Source organism: Microbispora cellulosiformans, assembly GCF_008728085.1.
Classification (GTDB): domain Bacteria; phylum Actinomycetota; class Actinomycetes; order Streptosporangiales; family Streptosporangiaceae; genus Microbispora; species Microbispora amethystogenes.
In genome coordinates, this window is sequence record NZ_VYTZ01000004.1 from 1 (window position 1) to 21,700 (window position 21,700).

A 21,700-nucleotide genomic window follows, 5' to 3' on the forward strand; every position below is an offset into this window, starting at 1 on the left:
ACTACAACAACTTCGGTGAAGAGATCAAGCAGTGGACCAACCTCAACGGGCTGAGCCAGACCCCCGCCTTCACCGACCACCCGCAGTCCAGCTGGACCCGCACCCGCTACGGCAACACCGGCACCCAGGCCACCGTCGAGGGCATCAGCATCTCCGGCGTCGGCCACCAGCTCCCCATGAGCGGCCAGCTCGCCTACGCCATCTCCTTCCTCGGCCTCGACGCGCCGAGCACCTCCCCGTCGGCCACTCCGACCGTCACCCCGACTGTGACGCCCACCGTGACGCCGTCGTCGACTCCGACCTCCGGTGGAGGCAGTGGAGCGATCAAGGGTGTGGCCTCCGGCCGCTGCGTGGACGTGACCGGCGCCAGCCAGAACGACGGCACCCAGGTGCAGCTGTGGGACTGCAACGGCCAGGCCAACCAGACCTGGACGTCCACCTCGGCCGGTGAGATCCGGGTCTACAGCGGCAAGTGCCTCGACGCCGGCGGCACCGGCAACGGCGCCAAGATCCAGATCTACTCCTGCCACGGCGGCACCAACCAGAAGTGGCGGGTCAACTCCGACGGCAGCATCCAGGGCGTCCAGTCCGGGTTGTGCCTCGACGCCGCCGGAGCCAGCACCGGCAACGGCACCAAGCTCCAGCTCTACAGCTGCCACGGCGGCACCAACCAGAAGTGGACCTGGACCCGATAACCCGGACGAACCCCCTCACACGAACCCCCCGGAAAGAGCAGAACGATGAGACGACATCTCAGGAAACTCGCCGGCACCGCCGTGGCGGCGCTGATCACGGCGGTGGTCACGGCGCTGTCCATGCTCGTGGGACCGGTGCCGGGAGCGTCGGCCGCGACGCTGACGGAGGTGACGAACTTCGGCTCCAACCCCGGCAACATCCGGATGTTCCTGTACGTCCCCAACAACGTCGCGGCCCGGCCGGGAGTCCTGGTGGCGATGCACGGCTGCAACGGCTGGGCGCAGGGCTTCTACCAGGGCACCGAGTTCGCCTCGCTGGCCGACCGGTACGGATTCATCGTCATCTATCCACAGGCGAACAAGAGCGCCAACGGCATGTCGAACTGCTTCGACGTGTGGTCGAACGAGTCCCTGCGCCACGGCGGCGGCAGTGACCCGGGCTCGATCGTGTCGATGGTGAACTACGTCCAGCAGCGCTACAACAGCGATCCGGAGCGGGTGTTCGCCACCGGCTTCTCCTCCGGCGCGATGGAGACGAACAACCTGCTCGCCACCTACCCGGACGTGTTCAAGGCCGGCGCGCCGTTCTCGGGCGTCCCCTACGGCTGCCTCGGCCCGGCCGGGTGCGGCGACAAGACGCCGCAGCAGTGGGGCGACCTGGCCCGCAACGCCTACCCGGGGTACACCGGACCCCGGCCGCGGGTGCAGGCGTGGCACGGCACCAACGACTCGGTGCTGAACTACACCATGCTGCAGGAGGAGGTCGACCAGTGGACGAACGTGTGGGGCATCAGCCAGACGCCCACCTCCACCGGCTCCCCGCAGTCCGGCTGGACCCGGCGGACCTTCGGCTCGGGTCAGGTCGAGGCGTACACCATCTCCGGGGCCGGTCACGACCTGCCGCACCAGGGGATGGGGATCTACGCGATCCGGTTCTTCGGCCTCGACGCGCCGAGCACCTCCCCGTCGGCCACTCCGACCGTGACGCCCACTGTGACGCCGACCGTCACGCCTACTGTGACGCCGTCGTCGACTCCGACCTCCGGTGGAGGCAGCGGGGCGATCAAGGGTGTGGCCTCCGGCCGCTGCGTGGACGTGACCGGCGCCAGCCAGAACGACGGCACCCAGGTGCAGCTGTGGGACTGCAACGGCCAGGCCAACCAGACCTGGACGTCCACCTCGGCCGGTGAGATCCGGGTCTACAGCGGCAAGTGCCTCGACGCCGGCGGCACCGGCAACGGCGCCAAGATCCAGATCTACTCCTGCCACGGCGGCACCAACCAGAAGTGGCGGGTCAACTCCGACGGCAGCATCCAGGGCGTCCAGTCCGGGTTGTGCCTCGACGCAGCCGGAGCCGGCACCGGCAACGGCACCAAGCTCCAGCTCTACAGCTGCCACGGCGGCACCAACCAGAAGTGGACCTGGAGCAGATGACGAAGAACGCTCTCGTGCATGACGTCGGACCCGTTGGGTAGACGCACGTCGAGAGTGCGCTGCGGGGTCGTGCGAGACCGGGGTGGTTGGTCACCCCCCGATCTCGTGCGGCCCCGCGCATGGGTTTCGCGGGGGTTCACCGAGGGGGCCGAAGGTCCCACGATCACGGGACTTCGGAGTGATCGGAGGGTGCCGTACGGCTCTGCTCCGCGCAGGTGGTGTCGCGATGTGCTTGGAGTGCACAAAGAAGCGACCACCGCAGCGAAAGGGGCCGGTCATGGCCATCACCGAAGGGCGGCACCAGAGGACCCCCCTCTTTCCCGCCACTCCCCCCGCTTTCCAGATGACCGGCCCGACGACCGGCCCTGCGACCGGAACGGACCCGGCGAGATATGTCTGGGCCGCCGCCCGCATCGCCGTCGGCTGGGTTTTCCTGTGGGCCTTCCTCGACAAGCTGTTCGGCTGGGGCTTCGCCACCACCGCCGCCAAGGCCTGGGTCAACGGCGGCAGCCCTACCACCGGCTTCCTGAAGGGCACCGCCGACCACACCTTCGGCGGCCTGTTCGGCGCCCTGGCCGGCCAGGGCTGGGTCGACTGGCTGTTCATGACCGGCCTGCTCGGCGTCGGCGCCGCCCTCGTCCTCGGCGTGGGCATGCGGATCGCCGCCGTCGCCGGCGGGCTGCTGCTGGTCCTGATGTGGGCCGCCGAGCTGCCGCTGACCACCAACCCCTTCATGGACGAGCACATCGTCTACGCCCTCGTCCTCGCGGGCCTGGCGCTGACCCGGGCCGGCGAGACGTTCGGCCTCGGCGGATGGTGGGCCGCCACCCCGCTCGTGCGCCGCTTCCCGATCCTCAGGTGAGACTCTCCGGCTCCAGTGCCCACTCCCCGCCCCCTGGGAGTGGGCATTGGCCTGTCCGCGATGCGACACTGCCCCCTATGACCGACCACGAGCTGTCCCGGTCGCTGATTCCGAGCATGCGACTGGACGACCTGCTGGCCGAGTTGCAGGCACGCCTCGAAGCGGTGCTGGCCACCCGCGACCGCGTCCACGCGCTGCTGGAGGCGGTGGTCTCCATCGGCAGCGACCTGGATTTGGAAGTCGTGCTGCGCCGCATCGTGGCGACCGCAGCCACCCTGGTGGACGCGACCTACGGTGCGATGGGCGTGATCGGCGAGGACAACACGCTGGTCCAGTTCGTCCCCGTCGGGCTGAGCGAGGAGGAGATCGCCCGGATCGAGCACTGGCCGCACGGCCTCGGCCTGCTCGGCCTGCTGATCAAGCAGCCGCGGACGCTGCGCCTCGCCGACATCTCCCAGCACCCCGAGTCGTACGGCTTCCCACCCGGCCATCCGCCGATGGGCGGCTTCCTCGGGGTGCCGATCCGGGTCCGCGACGAGGTGTTCGGCAACCTCTACCTGACCGAGAAGCGCGGCGGCGGGCAGTTCGACGAGGACGACGAGGCGATCGTGGTCGCCCTGGCCACCGCCGCCGGAGTCGCCATCGAGAACGCCCGCCTGTACGAGGAGAGCCGCCGCCGGGAGACCTGGCTGCACGCGTCCGCCGAGATCACCACCCGCCTGCTCTCCGGCGCCGAACCGCAGGAGGTGCTCACCCTCATCGCGCACCGGGCCCACCAGATGAGCGCCGCCGACGGCGTCGCGATCCTGCTGCCGCGCGCCGGCAGCGACGCGCTGCACCTGGCGCTGGAGCGCACCGGCTCAGCGGACCCGGCCGATCCCGGCGACTCGCACGACCCCGCCGACCCCGCGGATCAGGAGCGGACGGGCCCGGACGGCTCCGCGTACGACGGCCAGGTGCCGATCCAGGGCTCGCTGGCCGGGCGGGCCTTCCTCAGCGGTGAGCCGCTGATGCTCGACGACGACGACGGCGAGGACGAGGAGACGTTCGCCTGGGCGATCAGCGCTCCCGCGGGGCCGGTGGCGGCGGTGCCGCTCGGCGCGCCCGGCGCGGTCCGCGGCGTACTGGCCCTGGTGAAGCGTGCCGGGCGGATGCCCTTCAGCCGGTCGGAGCTGCGCATGCTGCACGCCTTCGCCGGGCAGGCGGCGGTGGCGCTGGAGCTCGCCGACACCCGCAGGGACGCCGAGCGGCTCGGCCTGCTCGAAGACCGCGACCGCATCGCCAAGGACCTGCACGACGTGGTCATCCAGCGGCTGTTCGCCGTCGCGATGACCTTGATGAGCACGGTGCGGCTGGTCGAACGCCCCGAGGCGTCCTCCCGCCTCCAGACCGCGATCGACGAGCTGGACACCACCATCCGGCAGATCCGCTCGACCATCTTCGCCCTGCAGACGCCGCGCGAGGACAGCTCTCCCAGCCTGCGGGCCCAGGTGGTGGACCTGGTCGAGAGCGCCCGGGGACACCTGGGCTTCATGCCGGGCCTGAGCCTGGAGGGCCATCTGGACAGCCGGGTGCCCCCGCAGGCGGCCGAGCACCTGCTCGCCGTGCTGCGCGAGGCCCTGTCGAACATCGTCCGCCACGCCAGGGCCTCGCGGGCCGACGTCACCCTCGACGCCGCCCGCGACCGGCTGACGCTCGTGGTCGAGGACAACGGCGTCGGCGTCCCCGCCGAGGGCCGCCGCAGCGGCCTGCGCAACCTCGCCGACCGCGCCGAACGGCTCGGCGGGGCCTTCGCCCTCACCTCGCCCCCCGGCGGCGGCACCCGCCTGGAGTGGACCATCCCCCTCCGCGAATGACCGCCGCCGCGCGGCGGCTAGTCGTGTTCGGCCTTGAGGCGGGCGGCCAGGGCGGCGGCCTGGGTGCGGCGCTGCATGTCGAGCTTGCCGAGCAGGTTCGACACGTAGTTCTTGACCGTCTTCTCGGCCAGGAACATCCGCTCGCCGATCTGCCGGTTGGTCAGGCCCTCACCGATCAGTTCCAGGATCTGGCGCTCCTGGTCGGACAGGGCGGCCAGCGGATCCTTCCTGGTGGCCTGGTCGCGCAGCCGGTGCAGCATCGCGGCGGTGGTCTGCGGGTCGAGCAGCGACTGCCCGGCGGCCACCGTCCGCACCGCGCCGACCAGGTCGGAGCCGTGGATCTGCTTGAGCACGTAGCCGGCCGCGCCGGCCATCACCGCGTTGAACAGCGCCTCGTCGTCGGCGAAGGAGGTCAGCATCAGGCAGGCGAGGCCGGGCACCTTCGAGCGGACCTCCCGGCAGACGTCCACGCCGTTGCCGTCGGGCAGGCGCACGTCCAGCACCGCGACGTCGGGCCGCAGGGCCGGGATACGGGCCACGGCCGACTCCGCCGTCCCCGCCTCGCCGATTACCTCGATGTCGTCCTCGGCATCCAGCAGCGCGGCCACGCCTCGCCGTACGACTTCGTGGTCGTCCACCAGGAACACGCGAATCATGACTCATACGCTAAGCCCTCACAGCCCGATTGGCCGAGTAGGGGCCCGGCTCGTCAGGCCCTGGGCGGTGACGGCCGCCCGTCCGCACGCCTGCTGTGGAGGGCGCACACCGTGCGCGCCGCCGGCCGCCGGGGCACGGCACGGCCCTGATCTGCGGCTTGACGGAAGGCGGCGGTTCGTACCGTGGACACCGAAGCCTCGTCTCCGGGATAGTCAGCCCTGCCGAGCACACATAACGTGCAGATACGGCCGCTTCCACCAGCCGGGTGACTTCCCGTCGGGAGGGTCCCGGCGGGGTGGCCGCGGAGGTGGGCGAGGGGAAGCTCCTCGCGCACACCGACCAGTGACGACGCCCAGACACTCCGGCCGCGGGTCGGCTCCGTGAGGAGTCCGCCGGCCGGTGGCCGAGGAGCAGGACGCCACGATGGACGCACAACTCATGAACCCTGCCTACGTCGCCGGGGCCGCGGCGCCCACGGCTGTGTACACCAGTCCGGTGCCCCACACGCCGCAGGCGGTCGCCGCCGTACGGCACCGGGCGCGCGCCCCGCTCACGACATGGGGACTGTCGGAGGATGCCGTGGAGGAGGCCCTGCTCGTGGTCTCCGAGCTGGTCACGAACGCCGTGCTCCACGCTCTTCCCCCGACCGAGCTGCGACTCTGCCTGCTGGAGGACCTCGTACGGATCGAGGTCGCGGACTCGGGGACGGCACCCGTGCGGCCCGGCGGCACTTTCGCGCCGGTGTACTGCGGACGCGGCGACGCCGTCGTCGGAGCGCTCGCGGTCAGGTACGGCGCCGACATCCGGCCGAAGTCCGTCATTCACTGGGTGGAGCTGCGGGCACAGCCCTCGGGCCGGCTTCAGTGCCGCAGGGTCCGCGAGGGAGACTCCCCGAATCGCTGCCGATAGGCCAGGGAGAACCGGCCAAGATGGGTGAATCCCCAACGGTACGCAACATCGGTGACCGTGGCGGTCTCCGGACCGCGAACCGCGAGTTCGGCATGGGCCCGTTCGAGGCGGACCTCTCGCAGGTAGCCCATGGGCGTCTTCTCCAGGTGACGCCGGAACCCCTCCTGCAACGCCCGCGCGCTCACCCCCACGGCCTCGGCGACGTCCTCCACGGTGAGCGGTTCGTCCGCGTGCTCCTCGATCAGGCTCACGGCCCGCCTCACCGTGGGCGGCGCCACCCTCCGCCACCCGCCGGACAACGCGTCGCTGTAGTTGCTCGGCTGGGTCAGCAGCAGCTGCGTCATCAGCAGTCCCTCCAGCTGCCTGACGGCGAGAGGCTGCTCCAGCATGCCGCCGCCGGCCTCGGCCTCGTTGCGGAGGAGCTCGACCAGCGATCGCCAGGAACGGGCCGGGGGCCGCGTCAGATCCATCCCCAGGGAGAATGTGAGCGGCCGATCCGGCCGCCGCCCGAGCAGCCTGCCCAGGTGGGCCTCCATCGCCGGACGGCCGAACCTGGCGATCAACTGCCTGCCCTCGGCCCATCGTATGGACGTGGGCCGCGTCAGCGACTGCACGGAAGCGACTTCGGGGGTACATTCGATCAGCTCCCGGCCCTGGGACACCTCCACGTGGCCGGCAAGCGGCATCCCGACAAGGAGATGGCTGTCCTGCACCTCGGGTGTGACCAGCACCTCCGGCCCGTAGCCGAAGCTGAAGAGGCCGACGCTCTCCAGCTGGAACCCGTTCAGCCAGGCGTCGACATGGGCGCCGGTGTTCGCGACGCGCACCTGGTGTGCGCCAAGCACCTCTCCGATCCTGACCCGGGCCTCCTCCAGGTCATGTGTGCGGAGCCGCGGACGCGCGGCGAGCGCCGGCGGCTGACCGGGCGTGCCCCCAGCCCCTCTGCGGTCACACGATCCGGGCGAGGCGCGTTCTGTGTGGACCGACACGAACTCAGCCTACGTTCCCCCTGGTAGAAGGGACAATTCACGCTCCGGCGGCCACCTGCGGCGGTACGGGCCGAGGCCGGGACGCGGGAGATCGGCCTTGGTGGAGTCCGGGAGGGAACGGGGGGTTCGTAATGTGGACGTCATGCCTCGTCTTCGGGATAGCACACATTGAGCAACCCACATAACGTGGGGATATGCACGCTCTCACCAGCTGGACGCCTCCTCGCCGGGAGGGTCACGGCGGGGCTCTCCGGACGGGTCCCGCGCTGGTGATCAGGGAGCACAAGACGATGAACGTACAGATCATGGATCGTGCCGATATCTCCACGGCCGCGACGGCCGTCTACACATATCCGGTGTCCCACTCCTTCCAGGCGGTCGGCGGGGCGCGCCGCCGGGCACGCGACGTGCTGGCCGAGTGGGGCCTGTCCCGGGACACCACTGAGGACGCCATACTCGTGATCTCGGAACTGGTCACGAACGCGGTGCTCCACGCCCTGCCACCGGCCGAGCTGCGGCTGTTCCTCCACGGAGACGTCGTACGCGTCGAGGTCGGCGACTCGGGAGCAGCCCCCGTGTGGCCGGGCAGCGCGCCCGCGTCGGACGAGCGGGGACGCGGCGCCGACGTCGTCGAGGCGCTGGCGCTCAGTCACGGCGCCGACGTCCGCTCCGACTCCGCGACCTACTGGGCGGAACTGCCCGCCTGCTGACCGGCTCGGGCCCGCATCAGCCCGGGACCGGGCCGTGATCAGCGACGCAGGGTGTCGGAGGGCGACTCCCCGAACCGCTGCCGATAGGCCAGGGAGAACCGGCCGAGATGGGCGAACCCCCACCTGTAGGCGACGTCGGTGACGGTCGCGGCGACCGGATCGGTGACCGCGAGCTCGGCCCGCGCCCGGTCGAGGCGCACCTCGCGCAGGTAACCCATGGGCGTCTTCTCCAGGTGCCGCCGGAACCCCTCCTGCAACGCCCGCGCGCTCACCCCCACGGCCTCGGCGATGTCCTCCACGGTGAGCGGTTCGTCCGCGTGTTCCTCGATCAGGCTCACGGCCCGCCTCACCGTGGGCGGCGCCACCCTCCGCTGCCCGTCGCACAACGCGTCGCTGTAGTTGCTCGGCTGGGCGATGAGAAGCTGCGTCATCAGCAGCCCCTCCAGCTGCCTGACGACGAGCGGCTGCTCCAGCATGCCGCCGCCGGTCTCGGCCTCGTTGCGGAGGAGTTCGGCGACCGACCGCCAGGAACGGGCGGGGGGCCGCGTCAGGTCCATGCCCAGTGAGAACGCGAGCGGCCGGTCCGGCCGCCGCCCGAGCAGCCTGCCGAGCTGGTTTTCGAGCGCTCCGCGGTCGAACCGGGTGAACAGCCCGCAGTGCCCGGCCGACCACCGCACCGACATGGGCCTGGTCAGCGACAGCACGGAGGCGAGCTCGGGGGTCGACGTGATCCGCTCGGACCCGTGGGACACCTCGGCGACACCGGCGAGCGGCAACGAGACGAGGAGGTGCCTGTCGATCATCTGAGGAATGATCGACACCGCCGCACCGTAGCCGAGACAGTACAGACCGATGCCGTCGAACTCGATGCCCGTCATGCAGGCGTCGATGTGAGCGCCGGGCTCCACGGGACGCAGCTTGTAGCGGCCGAGGAGCTCGCCGACTCTGGCCTGGGCCTCGTCGACGTCCTGGGTGCACACCCGCGGATGCGCGGCGAATGGTAATGACCGATCGGACATCTCCGCCTCCCCCAGCGGTCGCGCGATCCGGAATGCGCGGACGTGGCACGTCCCCCGGCCGGACAGTTCATCTCAGCCTACGTTCGTCCTGGTCAGGTCGGGTACGCCCTACCCAGGCCGGGGTCAGGTCAGCGCCGGAGGGTCTCGGAGGGCGACTCCCCGAACCGCTGCCGGTAGGTCAGGGAGAACCGGCCGAGATGGGCGAACCCCCACCGGAAGGCGACGTCGGTCACGGTCGCGGCGACCGGATCGGTGACCGCGAGCTCCGCACGCGCCCGTTCCAGGCGGACCTCCCGCAGGAAACCCATGGGCGTCTTCTCCACATGGCGCCGGAACCCCTCCTGCAACGCCCGCACACTCACCCCCACGGCCTCGGCGATGTCCTCCACCGTCAACGGCTCGGCCGCGTGCTCCTCGATCAGCCGCACGGCCCGCTGCACCGTGGGCGGCGCCACCCGCGGCTGGTTTCCCCGCAGCGCCTCGCTGTAGTTGCTCGGCTGGGCCATCAGAAGCTGCGTCATCAACAGCCCCTCCAACTGCCTGACGACCAGCGGCTGCTCCAGCATGCCCCCACCGGCCTCGGCCTCGACACGGAGAAGCTCCACCACCGACCGCCAGGACCGAGCGGGCGGCCGCGTCAGATCCATCCCCAGCGAGAACGTGAGCGGCCGATCCGGCCGCCTCCCCAACAGCCTGCCGAGGTGAGCCTCGAGCGCCCCGCGATCGAAGTGCACGATGTACTGCCTGTTCCCGGCCAACCACCGCATGGACCTGGGGTGAGTCGACATCACGGCGGCGAGCTCGGGCGAGGATCGGATCGACTCCCGGCCATGGCGCACCTCGGCCGCTCCGACAGACGGGATCTCGACGAAGAGGGAGTCCTCCGCGATCGACGGCGTGATCGACACCTCCGCTCCGTAGCCGAGGACGTACAGTCCGAAGTAGTCGAACCGGACCCCGTGCAATCGGACGTCGAGCCGGGCGCCGGCCCCCACGGGTCGCAGCTCGTGCGCACCGATGGCCTCCCCGATCCGCACCCGGGCCTCGTCGGCGTCGTGCGTGTGCAGCCGCCAATGCGTGGCAAGCGGCATCAGCTGATCGGGCATGTCCGCCTCCCCCCAGCGATCGCGTGGCCTCAGGGGCGACCCGTCCCCCCGGGCGGACCTTCTGTCTCAGCCTACGTTCGTCCTGGTGAGGCGCGTACGCCCCATCCCGGAGACGCCTGTCGTACCCCTGCGGCGCACCCCTGCGGCCGTGCGGTTCAGCGGCGGGCGGCCGCGTCCACCGGGGAGTCCACCTGAGAGTCCGCCGGGGTGTCTTCCGGGGCGTCCGCGGGGGTGTCCACGGTCGCGACGGGCGCGGTCGACCCGCGCACCACGAGTTCGGTGGCGAGCTCGACGTGGTGCGACTCGATCCGTTCCCCCGCCGCCAGGCGCAGCGCCGTACGCACCGCGACGGCGCCCATCTCCCGCAGCGGCTGGCGTACGGTCGTGAGGGGCGGCGAGGCCATCCGGGCGATCTGGGTGTCGTCGAAACCCACGACGCTGACGTCCTCCGGCACCCGCAGCCCGCGCGCCCTGGCGGCCTCCAGCACCCCGAACGCGATCTCGTCGCACCCGGCGAAGATCGCCGTGGGTGGCTCGGGGAGATCGAACAGGGCCGCGCCGCCCTCGATCCCGTCCTGGTAGTGGAAGTGCGCCGTCCGCACATACCCGGCGGGTACGGAGACGCCCGCCGCCTCCATCGCGGCCCGGTAACCGTGCAGTCTGGCCTGGGTGCAGGCCGCGGTGGCCGGGCCGCCGAGGTGGGCGACGCGCCGGTGGCCCAGCCCGAGCAGGTGCTGCGTGGCGGCCAGGCCTCCGGCGAAGTTCGTGGAGCCGACGCTGGTCACCCGGGTCCTCGGCAGGTTCAGCGGATCGATCACCACAAGGGGCAGCCGCGCCCGGGACAGGGCGCCGAGCTGCCCCCCGGTCAGCTCGCCGGTGACGGCCACCAGCGCCCGCCGCCCGGCCGCGACCAGCCCGCGGGCCCATCCCCCCGTGCGGTCGGCGGAGCGCCGGATGCTCACCACGATCGACGCGTCGAGCTCGGCCCCGGCCTCCACCGCGCCCTGGACGATCTCGGTCGAGTACGGGTTGAGGTCGTCGTCGAACTCCACCTCGACCGTGTCGGAGGCGGCCGGCTCGCCCCGGCGCTGCGGCGGCGCGACGTAGTCGTGCTGCGCGAGCAGCGACAGCACCAGGGAACGCGTCGCCGGGGCGACGTCGCTGCGGCCGTTCAGCACCTTCGACACGGTCGCGACCGAGACCCCCGCCGAGGCCGCGACCGTCGCCAGCGTGGCCCGTCTACGACTGGCCGCCATCTGATCCTCCCTGTCGCGTGGCGCCGGCCCCCGGCGCCGGGGTCACTCCCACAGGGGTCACTTCCACGGGGGTGACGAGCCGGCGGCCACGGCCGACGTGGCGGAGCGGGCCGGTCAGCCGCACACGGCCCCGGCAGGGCAGGTCCGACGCCGACGTGCCGACGAGGACGTCGAGATCCCCGGGCTCGACCACCCGCCGCAGGTCGCGTCCGGTGAAGGCGGTGCGGTCGGTGTGGACGGTGAAGGTCGCCCGCGCGCTCTCGCCGGGCTCCAGCCGGACCCTGGCGAAGCCGGTGAGCTGCCGCACCGGCCGGGTGACCTGGGCGAGCAGGTCGTGCAGGTAGAGCTGGACGACCTCCTCGCCCGCGCGCGGGCCGGTGTTGCGCACGCGCACCGACACGGTGAACTCGCCGTCCGTGGGCACCTCGGTCGCGCTGATCTCCAGCTCGCCGATCTCGAAGGTGGTGTAGGAGGCGCCGTAGCCGAACGGGAACAGCGGGCTCGGGTCGAGGTTGCTGATGCCGTGGCTGTCGGCGCCGAGCGGCGGCTGGAGGTAGGTCCCGGGCTGGCCGCCGTGGCTGCGGGGGATCTGCACCGGCAGCTTCCCGCACGGCTGCACCCGGCCGGACAGGACGCCCGCGATCGCCGCCCCGCCCTCCTGCCCGGGCATGAACGCCTGCACGAGCGCGGCGGCGTTGTCGTGCACGTCCCCCAGCGCGTACGGCCGGCCCGAGACGACCACCACGACGACCGGCGTGCCGGTAGCGGCCAGCTCGGTCAACAGGTCCTCCTGGACCCCGGGCAGCCGCAGGTCCTCGGCGTCGCACCCCTCGCCCGAGGTGCCCTGCCCGAACATCCCGGCGAGGTCGCCGACGACGGCCACGCACAGGTCCGACTCGCGGGCCGCCCGCGTCGCGTCCGCGAAGCCGGAGCGGTCCGCGTCCCGCCAGTCGCAGCCCCGCTCGTGGACGATCTCGACGTCCGGCAGCTCGGCCCGCAACGCGTCGAGCAGGTCGCGTGCCTCCACGCCGAGCCCGAGCCGGGGGTAGCGGGGCAGCACGTGGTTGGGGAAGGAGTAGCAGCCCATGAACGTGCGCGGGTCGTCGGCGCAGGGCCCGACCACCGCCACCCGGCGCAGCTCGGGGCGCCCCTCGCCGAGCAGCGGCAGCGCGGCGCCCGCGTCGAGCAGGACGACGGACCGCTCGGCCAGCTCCCTGGCCAGCTCCCGGTTGCCGGCCGAGTCCAGGTCCACCGTCTCCGACTCGGCCACCGACTTCTCCGGAGTCCAGTCGGGGTCGAGTAGGCCGAGCTCGATCTTCTGGGTGAGCAGCCGGCGCGCGGCCCGGTCGATCAGGGCCTCGGGCAGCTCGCCCCGCCGCACCCGGTCGGCCAGGTGCTGGCCGAAGCCGAGCGTGTCGGGCAGCTCGACGTCGATCCCGGCGCTCAGCGCCTGCACGCCCGCGTCCTCGGCGTCCGCCGCGACCTGGTGCATCGTGGCCAGGAACGCGACCGCCCAGTAGTCCGACACGACGGTCCCGGTGAAGCCCCACTCCTCGCGCAGCACCTCGGTCAGCAGCCACGGGTCGGCGACGGAGGGAACGCCGTCCAGGTCGCAGTAGGAGTTCATGACCGAGCGCGCGCCGCCCTCCGCGATCGCGGTCTCGAACGTCGGCAGGATCATGTCCATCAGCTCGCGCCGGCCCATCGGCACGGGACCGTGGTTGCGGGCCGCCCGGGACGCGGAGTATCCGGCGAAGTGCTTGAGCGTGGCGATGACCCCCGCCTTCTCCAGGCCGCGCACGTACGCCGAGCCGAGCATCGCGACGAGGTACGGGTCCTCGCCCAGGGTCTCCTCGACCCGCCCCCAGCGGTAGTCGCGCACCACGTCGAGCACGGGCGACAGGCCCTGGTGGACGCCCACGGCGCGCATGTCCCGCCCGATGGCCGAGGCCATCCGCTCGACCAGGCCGGGGTCGAACGTCGCGCCCCAGGCGATGGCGGTCGGGTAGACCGTCGCGCCGTAGGTGGTGAAACCGGTCAGGCACTCCTCGTGCACCAGCGCCGGAATGCCCAGCCGGGAGTGCTTCACCACCTCGTGCTGCAGCCGCACCACCTCCGCGGCGCCCTCCGCCGCGGTCACCGGGGTGCTGCCGAACACCCGCGTCAGATGGCCGAGCCCGTGGCGCACCGACTCCTCGAACGGCACCGTCCCCGCGGCCGCGAACACGTCCTGCATGGGCGCCACGTTGTGCGTGCCGGTGTCGTCCTCCGGCTGGGCGACCTGCTCGTCCTGCATGTCGTTGCCGATCCACCGGCTGCCGAGCTGCCCGATCTTCTCCTCAAGGGTCATCTCCTCGAGGAGGGCCTCCACCCGGTCGGCCACGGGAAGCGCGGGGTCCTGCCACGGCCGGAGGATCCGGTCCGTCGCGGGGGTCCGGTCGAGCGCCGTCATCTGCTCTCCTCAAGAAAGAGTTTCGAAACATTTCGAGGCCTGGCCGCGGAATCTGTTGAAACACGGATGTTTCACGAGATCACCAGCTAGACGCCCATGCGAAAGTACTCTACACACGGCTAACCCGCCTGTGCCGAGGGTGTGAGAGGAGCCTTGACACGTTGGTAACGCCTATCTAAATTGGCGTGCCACGCGGCTTGTGTCGAAATGTTTCGACGGCCTGACTTCAAGGAGGAGTGGGGCGGAGGCGCCCACGGTGCTGATCACGATGTTGATCCAGTTCGCCGGCCACCGCATCCGATGTTCGGCGAGCCGCGCTCAGCCTCGGCATGCGACGTACGGAGAACAGCGTGGAGTCCAGGTCTACATCTCGCCGTGCTTTCCTTTCCCTTTCGATGGGCCTTCCCCTGGGCGCCGCGCTGGCGGCCTGTGGCACGTCCGGCCCGGCCCCGAGCGGCGGTGCCGCGAGCGGCGCCGCCGCGGGCGGAAACGGGGGCGGGGCCAAGGCCAGCTACTGGTTCCTCTCGGGCCCGCCCGGTGAGGCGCCGCGGACCGCGGCCGTGAAGCGGTTCAACCAGGCCAACCCCAACGGCCAGATCGATTTCAACGTCATCCAGAACGACGCGTACAAGACGAAGATCAAGACCGCGATCGGCGCGGGCCAGGCGCCCACCATCATCTGGGGCTGGGGCGGCGGCGGTCTGCGCAGCTACGTGCAGGCCGGCCAGGTCGAGGACCTCACCTCGTGGTTCGGTGAGAACGCCGCCGTGAAGGACCGGCTGTTCCCCGGCGCCTTCGGCGCCGCGACGATCGACGGCAAGATCTACGCGATGCCGTGCGAGACGGTGCAGCCGATCGTCCTGTTCTACAACAAGAAGGTCTTCGAGAAGGTCGGGGTGCAGCCGCCGCAGTCGTACGGCGACATCCTGGACCTGGTGAAGAAGTTCAACGCCCAGGGCATCGCGCCGTTCTCGCTGGGCGGCCAGTCCCGCTGGACGAACATGATGTGGCTGGAGTTCCTCTTCGACCGCACCGGCGGCTCCGAGGTGTTCCAGGCCGTCTTCGACGGCGAGAAGGACGCCTGGAACAACCCCGCGTCCATCGAGGCCCTGACCAAGATGCAGGAGCTCATCAAGGCCAACGGGTTCATCAAGGGCTTCTCCTCGATCACCGCCGACTCGAACGCCGACCAGGCGCTGCTCTACACCGGCAAGGCCGCGATGATGCTGCACGGCAGCTGGTCGTACGGCATCCAGCAGGCGCAGGGCGGCGACTTCGTCTCCAGCGGAGGCCTCGGCTTCATGAACTTCCCGCCGATCGACGGCGGCAAGGGCGACCCGAGCGACACCGTCGGCAACCCGGGCCAGTACCTGTCGATCTCCTCCAAGGCGACGCCCGAGCAGAAGGAGATCGCGAAGAAGTTCTTCGCCAGCGGGGTCCTCGACGAGGCCGAGCAGAAGGAGTGGGTCGGCACCGGCGGCGTGCCGATCGTCAACGGCTCCGACAAGCTGTTCACCGGGTCCAAGGACGCCGAGTTCCTGAACTTCATCTACGGCGTCTCGAGCAAGGCCAAGGTGTTCGCCCAGTCCTGGGACCAGGCGCTCAGCCCGACCGCGGCCGAGGTGCTGCTGGACAACATCGCCAAGCTGTTCCAGCTCTCGATCTCGCCGCAGCAGTTCGCCACGAACATGAACGCGGTCATCGGCAAGTGAGCATGTCCGCGACCGCCACCGGACGGACGTCGTCCGCCGCCGCGCCCAAGGCGCGCGGCGGCGGCGTCCTGCCGTGGCTGGCACTTCCGGCCCTGCTGGCCTTCGTGGCCTTCGCGGTGATTCCGCTGATCGGGGTGCTGCTGCTCAGCTTCACGTCCTGGGACACGCTCGGCACGATCCAGCTGACCGGGCTGGAGAGCTGGCAGTCCGTGCTGTCCGACCCCGGCCTGCCGCACGCGCTGTGGGTGACGTTCCTGATCACGGCGCTCTCCTGGGCGGTCCAGACCCCGGCCAGCATCCTGATCGGGGTGTTCCTCGCGGGACACCAGCGCTACCGCGAACTGCTCGCGGTCCTGTACTTCATCCCGCTGCTGCTCAGCTCGGCGGCCATCGCGATCACCTACAAGGCGCTGCTCGACCCCAACTTCGGGCTCGGCGCGGGGCTGCACATCGACCTGCTCACCCAGGACTGGCTCGGCGAGCCCGGCCTGGCCCTCGGCGTCGTGATCTTCGTGGTGTCGTGGCAGTTCATCCCGTTCCACTCGCTGCTCTACCAGGGCGGCGTACGGCAGATCCCACGCTCGCTGTACGAGGCCGCGGAGCTGGACGGCGCGGGACGGGTCCGCATGTTCTTCAACATCACCCTGCCGCAGCTCAAGTACACGATCATCACGTCGTCCACGCTGATGATCGTCGGCTCCCTGACCTTCTTCGACCTGATCTTCGTGCTGACCGAGGGCGGTCCCTCCGACGCCACCCGCGCGCTCGCCCTGGACATGTACAAGCGCGGCTTCCAGGCCAACCTCATGGGAGCGGCCTGCGTGATCGGCGTCATCCTCGTCCTCGTCGGCCTCGCCCTGGCGCTGCTGCTGCGCCGGCTCGGCGGCCGCGACCCCAACGCCAGCCAGCTCGAAGGGGCCTGACCGTGACCGCGACCCACACGCCGGCGGCGGCGAAGCGCCCCACCGCGGCCCACTCGCGCGGACGCCGCCCCGCAACGCCCAGCCAGCGCCCCAACTGGCTGGGCGGGCTCATCGGCTGGCTGTGGCTGGCCGTGGTGATCGTCCCGATCTACTGGATCGTGATCACCAGCTTCAAGACGCAGAGCAACTACTACGTGACCAACCCGCTGCTGCCGCCCTCCGATCCGACGCTGGACAACTACCGGCTCGTCATCGAGATGGACTTCCCGCTGTACTTCCTGAACAGCCTCCTCGTCGCCGTCGGCACGGTGATCCCGTCGGTCCTGTTCTCGTTCATGGCGGCGTACGCGATCGTCCGGAGCGGCAGAGCCAGCCGGTTCCTCCGCGGGGTGAACTCGCTCTTCCTCATGGGCCTGGCCATCCCGCTGCAGGCGACCGTCATCCCGATCTACCTGCTGATCATCAAGCTGAGCCTCTACGACTCGCTGACGGCGCTGGTCCTGCCGTCGATCGCCTTCGCGATCCCGCTGTCGGTGCTGGTGCTGTCCAACTTCATCCGGGACGTGCCCAAGGAGCTCTTCGAGTCGATGCGGATGGACGGCGCGACCGAGTGGATGACACTGTGGCGCCTGGCCTTCCCGCTGACCCGGCCGGCCGTGGTGACGGTGTCGATCTACAACGCGCTGAACGTCTGGAACGGGTTCCTGCTGCCGCTGATCCTCACCCAGAGCCCCGACAAGCGCACCCTGCCGCTGGGGCTGGCAGCCTTCCAGGGCGGGCCGTACGGCGTGAACGTGCCCGCCGTGCTCGCCTCCGTGGTGCTGACCATCGTGCCGATCCTGGTCCTCTACACCGTCGGCCGTCGTCAGCTGCTCAGCGGCCTGACCGCCGGTTTCGGCAAGTAGAACCCGCCGGGGGCCGCCCCCGGCGGGCCCCGGCCCCTCAGTCTCCGCCGTACAGACGGCCGAGGTGGACGAGCTCCACGTCGGGCCGTCTGCCGGCGAGGCGCACCAGCGCCGCCGAGAACCCGGACCGGGCGAAGAGGATCAGCTTCGGTAGGGCGCCGACCTTGCCGGCGGGCAGCAGCCCGCGCAGGTGCTCCAGGCGTTCCAGCTCAGGTACGTCGACCGGCGCCTCGGTGCTCTTGGCCTCCCCGATCGCGGTGATCCGGTCGGCGGCGAAGGACGTGGTCTCCGTGACGACGACGTCGAGTTCGTGCCCCCGGCGGTGCTCGCGGCACGGCAGTTCCGTCGGGCGCACCGTGCTCGCGACGCCGCCGAGCGTGTCGCGTGAGGCGTGCTCGAAGCACCACTGCCGCGCGAGGTCCTCGGTTCTGCCAAGGGGTGGCAATCATCGGGCCCGGGTTCGGCGAGAGTGGAGACGGGGGCCGGTCGGCGGGGTAGAGGCACAGCGATGCCGATCACTCCCACCTCCGACACCCTTCGCGTGCGCTCGCGCCGTGCCGTCGTACGGCCCGCCGCGGTGGCGATCGCGCTCGCGCCGGCCCTGATGATGGCCCTGATGCCGGCCCTGGTGACCGGCGCGGGCACGGCCGCCGCCTCCGCCTGGTCCCGCACGCCCGCCGGTCAACACACGGGGACCGGCGACGGCAACGGGAACGACTCGGTCGTGCGCGTGGGCAACGGCTCCGACAACCGGAACATGGTGACGATCGGCAGCAGCCGCATCAGCGGGGTCCTGTACCAGTTCTCCGCGGGGATCGGCGGGGTGAGCAGCGTGCAGGGCGGCCAGTGCAAGCCGCACGTCCGCCACTGCGTGCTGACGCAGAAGGTGCAGGCGTCCGCCTCCGCGTCGCCGGGCACCGCGCGTGCCGGTCGTCGCGATCGCACCCGGACGGGTGAACGGCGTGCGTGACCGGCCGGCCGCCGTACGGGTTCTCGTCCCCCTGGCCCTGGCGATCGTGACGGTCCTGGCGATCGCGATCGCTTGGTCCGTCGCGCCGCCCGCCGCGGACGCGGTGGCGCTCCGGGCCGGCGGCGGCGACCGCAACGGCAACCGCGCCCTGGTCCGCGTGGGCAACGGCATCGACAACACCAGCCACCTGGCGGTGGGCAGCGCGAGGAACGGCGGCATCCAGCAGCAGACGATCGGCGTCGGCGGCGTCTCCAACGCCCAGAGCACGGCCTGCCGGCGGTGGTTCCGCCGCTGTGAGGCGACCCAGAGAATATGGGCGTCGGAGCAGGAATTTTCGGGGGGTATATCCCCCAAAAGACGACGTGACGCCAAAAAGACCGCCATGAGGTCAGTGCGGCGGTAATCATTTCCATGCGGCGGTGACGTGCGCGGCCCCACGGGGTAGATGCCCGGTGTATTCCACCTGGATGCTGAACCGAGAGGGCGTAAAGGACAATGGCTCGTCACAAGGCGCGAAACGCGCTCATCGGCCCGGCGGCACGCCTGCTGGCGCTGGGCGCGCTGGCGGTCACGAGCGCGGGCGTCGCGCTCTCGCCGGGCAGCGCCGCGGCGGCGGGCCGGGGCTGGGGCGGCGGTGGCGGCGACGCCAACGCATCGGGCACGCGATGGGTGATCAACAACGGCCTGAACAACCGCACCTCCCTGCTGACCGGCAGCCAGCGGAACGCCTTCGGCGTCCAGCAGGTCGTCGCGGGCGTGGACGCGGCGGTGAACACGCAGGCCGCCAACTGCAGGCACCGGCCCGGCTGCGGCGTCCCGCAGCACATCTGGGGCAGCAACACGAGTTTCCCCACCACCCGGGGAAACGTGACGCTGGGAGGACACTGATCGGGCCCTGCTCCCCGGCATCCGGCCCGTCCTCCGGCGGATATCGGCCGCTTGTTCGCGGTCGCCTATTCGCGATGGGCAAGAATATGACAAGACGCGCGCCGGGGAATCCGCTCGACGACCGCCGATATTACGCTGTGGCCGACCCGGATCGGGATTGCGTGCACAGGACGGTGGCGAATGGCTCGGTCATACCGCGGAGCGCGCGGCGGGCGCCGCCGCGTCCCGCTCCTCGCGGGGCTGCTCTCCGGCGCGGTCATCACGCAGGCCCTCCTCGCCCTCCCCGCGGCGGCGGCCGGCCGGGCCGCGCAGGATCCGCCGGGGGGACGAGGCCCGGCCTCGATCGGGAACGGCACCCGCGACCGGAACGTCGTGTTCCTGGACAGCCCCACCCACAGCCGTGGTCACCAGCACACCAGAGCCAGCACCGCCGGTGGCGCGAGCAACGTGGAGGACGGCTTCTGTCGCCGGGTCACGAACTGTGACATCAGGCAGAACCTCACGGTCGTCATCGGCGCCGCGGCCTCCTGAGTCACGTCACGCCGTCGACTCGCGCCGGTCCTTCACCGCGCGTACGGCCTCCTCGGGGGAGTCGTAGAAGGCGAGCAGCTGGTCCAGGCCCATGATGTGGAAGACCCGGGCGATGTCCTGCTCCAGGCCCGCCAGGAGCAGGGCGCCACCGGCGTCGTGCGCGCGCTGGTGTGCGGCCACCAGCGTGGCGATGCCCGTCGAGTCGCAGAAGGTCAGGCCGGACAGGTCGATCACCAGGTCGACGCCGGGAGCGAAGGGCACCTCCTCCAGGGCAGCGCGCAGCCGGGGAGTGGTGTGGTGATCCAGATCGCCGGTCACCACCAGCACGCGTGGCCCCGCGGCGTCCGGTTGAAGGGTGACGGTCAGGCCGTGATCATGCTGCACCTTGGCTCCCGGAGGACGATGATCGGGTGGCGGGCGGGACGGACAGGGCGAGGACCGCGGTGTCGTCGGACACTCCCTCGCCCAGGGCCGTGATCAGATCGTGCACCGTCTCCAGCAGGGCGTCGGCGCTCGTCGGCCCGGCCGCGGCGAGGCAGGCCGTCAGGCCGTCCTCGTCGAGCATCGAGCCGGTCTCGGTGCGGGCTTCGGTGAGGCCGTCAGTGTAGAGCAACAACGCGTCCCCCGCGTTCAGGCGGGCGCTGACCCGGGCGAAGTGCGGGTTCCGGAGGATGCCGATCAACTGCCCGCCGGCCGGGTGGATGGGTTCGACCACCCCGTCCGCCCGCACCGCGAGCGCCGGGGGGTGACCCCCGGTGGCGAGCGTGACACCGAACCCGTCGCCATCGGGTTGCAGGACCCCGAAGACCGCGGTGCAGTACGGCGCCGGCATGTCGCCGCCCGCGTGCTCCTGCTGCAGCACCGCGTCGAGATTGGCCAGCACGGCGTGCGGATCGGCGTCGTACACCGCCGCGGCGCGCAGGGTGTAGCGGACCAGCGAGGTGAGGGAGGCGGCCCCGGCTCCCTTGCCGCAGACGTCGCCCAGGAAGAACCCCCACCGGTCGCCGTCGAGGGGGAACAGGTCGTAGAAGTCTCCGCCGACCTCGTCGGCGGAGACGGGGTGATAGGCGGCGGCCGCGCGCAGGCCCGGCACCCGGGGCAGCGCGGGCGGCAGCAGGGTCCGCTGCAACGTGCGGGCCAGCCGTTCCGCGCCCGCGCGGAGTTGCCGTTCGATCTCCACCGTGCGCTGCGTGACCAGCCGCACCTGGAGCTCGTCCATCACGAGGTCGGCCAGGTCCCGCAGGCAGGCGAGCTCCTCATCGCCGGCCTCGCGCGGGCGGGTGTCCATGACGTTGACGCTGCCCAGCGGCTCGCCGTCGGGCGTCACGATCGGCGCCGCCGCGTGGAACCTGATCCCCGGCTCGCCACGCACCACCGGGTCGCCGGCCGCCCCCGGGTGCAGCCGGGCGTCGGGGACGGCGTGCGGGCCGTCGTGCCGTACGGCCGCGGCGCACAGGGTCCCGACGATCGGGGACTCGACGATCACGGGCTCCGTGATCGAGACTTCGCCGATCGTGCGGCGCGCGGGCGGGCCGTGCGCGGCGATCACGCGGACCAGGTCGTCCCCGACGATCGTCACCGTGGCGAAGGGCGCCTGGAAGATCCGCGCGGCCAGGGCGGCCACCCGGTCGAACGCGCCGCCGGACGCGGTCTCCAGGGCCGCGTAGCGGCGCACGGCCTCCAGCCGGCGCTCCTCCTCGTCGGAGTCCGCCACGGCGGGCCTGCCGGGTGCTTCCTCGACCGTGCTGACCTCGGGCTCCTCACCTGTCACCGGGGCACGCCCCGAGGGGGCCCGCGTCACCCGTCAAACGTTTGCCCTATCCTAC

Annotated in this window: 22 protein-coding genes; 13 read left to right on the top strand and 9 right to left on the bottom strand. The window is 71.3% G+C overall.

The genetic code is table 11. The features are described 5' to 3' along the window. The 4 genes from F5972_RS11070 to F5972_RS11085 all read left to right on the top strand — a co-directional run. On the top strand, positions 1–695 hold a 695-nt coding region (locus F5972_RS11070; RefSeq protein ID WP_150933400.1), incomplete at its 5' end, for an RICIN domain-containing protein. Positions 696–740: 45 nt separating this feature from the next. Further along, positions 741–2,129 (top strand): extracellular catalytic domain type 1 short-chain-length polyhydroxyalkanoate depolymerase, encoded by a 1,389-nt coding sequence (locus F5972_RS11075; RefSeq protein ID WP_150933401.1) that lies wholly within the window; start codon positions 741–743, stop codon positions 2,127–2,129. A gap of 343 nt (positions 2,130–2,472) precedes the next feature. Further along, complete coding sequence (locus F5972_RS11080) at positions 2,473–2,991, top strand: hypothetical protein (protein WP_225311469.1); 519 nt, start codon at positions 2,473–2,475, stop codon at positions 2,989–2,991. A gap of 77 nt (positions 2,992–3,068) precedes the next feature. Next, entirely contained in the window at positions 3,069–4,847 is a 1,779-nt protein-coding gene (locus F5972_RS11085) for a sensor histidine kinase (RefSeq protein ID WP_150933403.1), read from the top strand. 17 nt (positions 4,848–4,864) lie between these two features. Here F5972_RS11085 and F5972_RS11090 read toward each other — a convergent pair whose 3' ends face one another. After that, positions 4,865–5,503 carry a response regulator gene (locus F5972_RS11090; RefSeq protein ID WP_150933404.1) on the bottom strand — a complete coding sequence of 213 codons (639 nt, stop codon included), beginning with the start codon at positions 5,501–5,503 and terminating at the stop codon, positions 4,865–4,867. A 400-nt stretch (positions 5,504–5,903) separates the two neighbouring features. Between F5972_RS11090 and F5972_RS11095 the strand changes: the two genes are divergently transcribed. Continuing rightward, positions 5,904–6,413, top strand: coding sequence for an ATP-binding protein (locus F5972_RS11095; RefSeq protein WP_225311360.1), 510 nt, complete (start codon positions 5,904–5,906; stop codon positions 6,411–6,413). Here F5972_RS11095 and F5972_RS11100 read toward each other — a convergent pair. Continuing rightward, on the bottom strand, positions 6,365–7,402 hold the full coding sequence (locus F5972_RS11100; RefSeq protein ID WP_225311361.1) for an AraC family transcriptional regulator: 1,038 nt from the start codon (positions 7,400–7,402) through the stop codon (positions 6,365–6,367). The two genes, F5972_RS11095 and F5972_RS11100, sit on opposite strands and share 49 nt — an antisense overlap. 290 nt (positions 7,403–7,692) lie before the next feature. Here F5972_RS11100 and F5972_RS11105 point away from each other — a divergent pair, with 290 nt between their 5' ends. Next, the gene (locus F5972_RS11105) at positions 7,693–8,112 is read left to right on the top strand and encodes an ATP-binding protein (protein WP_225311362.1); all 420 of its coding nucleotides are present in this window, start codon (positions 7,693–7,695) and stop codon (positions 8,110–8,112) included. A 38-nt stretch (positions 8,113–8,150) separates the two neighbouring features. Here F5972_RS11105 and F5972_RS11110 read toward each other — a convergent pair whose 3' ends face one another. The 4 genes from F5972_RS11110 to F5972_RS11125 all read right to left on the bottom strand — a co-directional run bounded on the left by F5972_RS11110 (position 8,151) and on the right by F5972_RS11125 (position 13,945). Then, positions 8,151–9,092 carry an AraC family transcriptional regulator gene (locus tag F5972_RS11110; RefSeq protein WP_225311363.1) on the bottom strand — a complete coding sequence of 314 codons (942 nt, stop codon included), beginning with the start codon at positions 9,090–9,092 and terminating at the stop codon, positions 8,151–8,153. Between the two features lie 167 nt (positions 9,093–9,259). After that, positions 9,260–10,237, bottom strand: a complete 978-nt coding sequence (locus tag F5972_RS11115; protein ID WP_150933406.1) for an AraC family transcriptional regulator — start codon at positions 10,235–10,237, stop codon at positions 9,260–9,262. 155 nt (positions 10,238–10,392) lie between these two features. Continuing rightward, on the bottom strand, positions 10,393–11,493 hold the full coding sequence (locus tag F5972_RS11120) for a LacI family DNA-binding transcriptional regulator (protein ID WP_150933407.1): 1,101 nt from the start codon (positions 11,491–11,493) through the stop codon (positions 10,393–10,395). Continuing rightward, a complete protein-coding gene (locus tag F5972_RS11125) occupies positions 11,477–13,945 on the bottom strand; it encodes a glycoside hydrolase family 3 N-terminal domain-containing protein (protein ID WP_150933408.1) in 2,469 nt (822 codons plus the stop codon). The genes F5972_RS11120 and F5972_RS11125 overlap by 17 nt, the downstream gene beginning before the upstream one ends. Before the next feature lie 395 nt (positions 13,946–14,340). Between F5972_RS11125 and F5972_RS11130 the strand changes: the two genes are divergently transcribed. Genes F5972_RS11130 through F5972_RS11140 form a run of 3 tightly spaced genes read left to right on the top strand, consistent with a single transcriptional unit; the run spans position 14,341 to position 17,485 of the window. After that, positions 14,341–15,657, top strand: coding sequence for an extracellular solute-binding protein (locus F5972_RS11130; RefSeq protein ID WP_225311364.1), 1,317 nt, complete (start codon positions 14,341–14,343; stop codon positions 15,655–15,657). A 2-nt stretch (positions 15,658–15,659) separates the two neighbouring features. After that, a complete protein-coding gene (locus tag F5972_RS11135) occupies positions 15,660–16,580 on the top strand; it encodes a carbohydrate ABC transporter permease (protein ID WP_150933905.1) in 921 nt (306 codons plus the stop codon). Positions 16,581–16,582: 2 nt separating this feature from the next. Beyond that, positions 16,583–17,485 (top strand): carbohydrate ABC transporter permease, encoded by a 903-nt coding sequence (locus F5972_RS11140; protein ID WP_150933410.1) that lies wholly within the window; start codon positions 16,583–16,585, stop codon positions 17,483–17,485. Between the two features lie 37 nt (positions 17,486–17,522). Here the strand turns inward: F5972_RS11140 and F5972_RS11145 are convergent, their stop codons facing one another. Beyond that, positions 17,523–17,930 (bottom strand): hypothetical protein, encoded by a 408-nt coding sequence (locus F5972_RS11145; RefSeq protein ID WP_150933411.1) that lies wholly within the window; start codon positions 17,928–17,930, stop codon positions 17,523–17,525. A gap of 63 nt (positions 17,931–17,993) precedes the next feature. On the opposite strand from F5972_RS11145, the gene F5972_RS11150 reads away from it, so the two are divergent. The 4 genes from F5972_RS11150 (at position 17,994) to F5972_RS11165 (ending at position 19,874) form a co-directional block, all read left to right on the top strand. Beyond that, on the top strand, positions 17,994–18,455 hold the full coding sequence (locus F5972_RS11150; RefSeq protein ID WP_150933412.1) for a hypothetical protein: 462 nt from the start codon (positions 17,994–17,996) through the stop codon (positions 18,453–18,455). After that, on the top strand, positions 18,448–18,858 hold the full coding sequence (locus F5972_RS11155) for a hypothetical protein (RefSeq protein WP_150933413.1): 411 nt from the start codon (positions 18,448–18,450) through the stop codon (positions 18,856–18,858). Before F5972_RS11150 ends, F5972_RS11155 begins: the two co-directional genes overlap by 8 nt. A 92-nt stretch (positions 18,859–18,950) precedes the next feature. Continuing rightward, positions 18,951–19,343 (top strand): hypothetical protein, encoded by a 393-nt coding sequence (locus F5972_RS11160; RefSeq protein ID WP_150933414.1) that lies wholly within the window; start codon positions 18,951–18,953, stop codon positions 19,341–19,343. A 180-nt stretch (positions 19,344–19,523) separates the two neighbouring features. After that, complete coding sequence (locus F5972_RS11165) at positions 19,524–19,874, top strand: hypothetical protein (protein WP_150933415.1); 351 nt, start codon at positions 19,524–19,526, stop codon at positions 19,872–19,874. Between the two features lie 6 nt (positions 19,875–19,880). On the opposite strand, the gene F5972_RS11170 is transcribed toward F5972_RS11165, so the two are convergent. Together F5972_RS11170 and F5972_RS11175 are read right to left on the bottom strand one after the other, a co-directional pair. After that, entirely contained in the window at positions 19,881–20,258 is a 378-nt protein-coding gene (locus F5972_RS11170; RefSeq protein ID WP_225311365.1) for an STAS domain-containing protein, read from the bottom strand. Continuing rightward, positions 20,248–21,645: a PP2C family protein-serine/threonine phosphatase gene (locus F5972_RS11175; RefSeq protein WP_225311366.1), complete on the bottom strand. Its 1,398-nt coding sequence runs from the start codon at positions 21,643–21,645 to the stop codon at positions 20,248–20,250. The genes F5972_RS11170 and F5972_RS11175 overlap by 11 nt, the downstream gene beginning before the upstream one ends. Between the last annotated feature and the right edge of the window lie 55 nt (positions 21,646–21,700).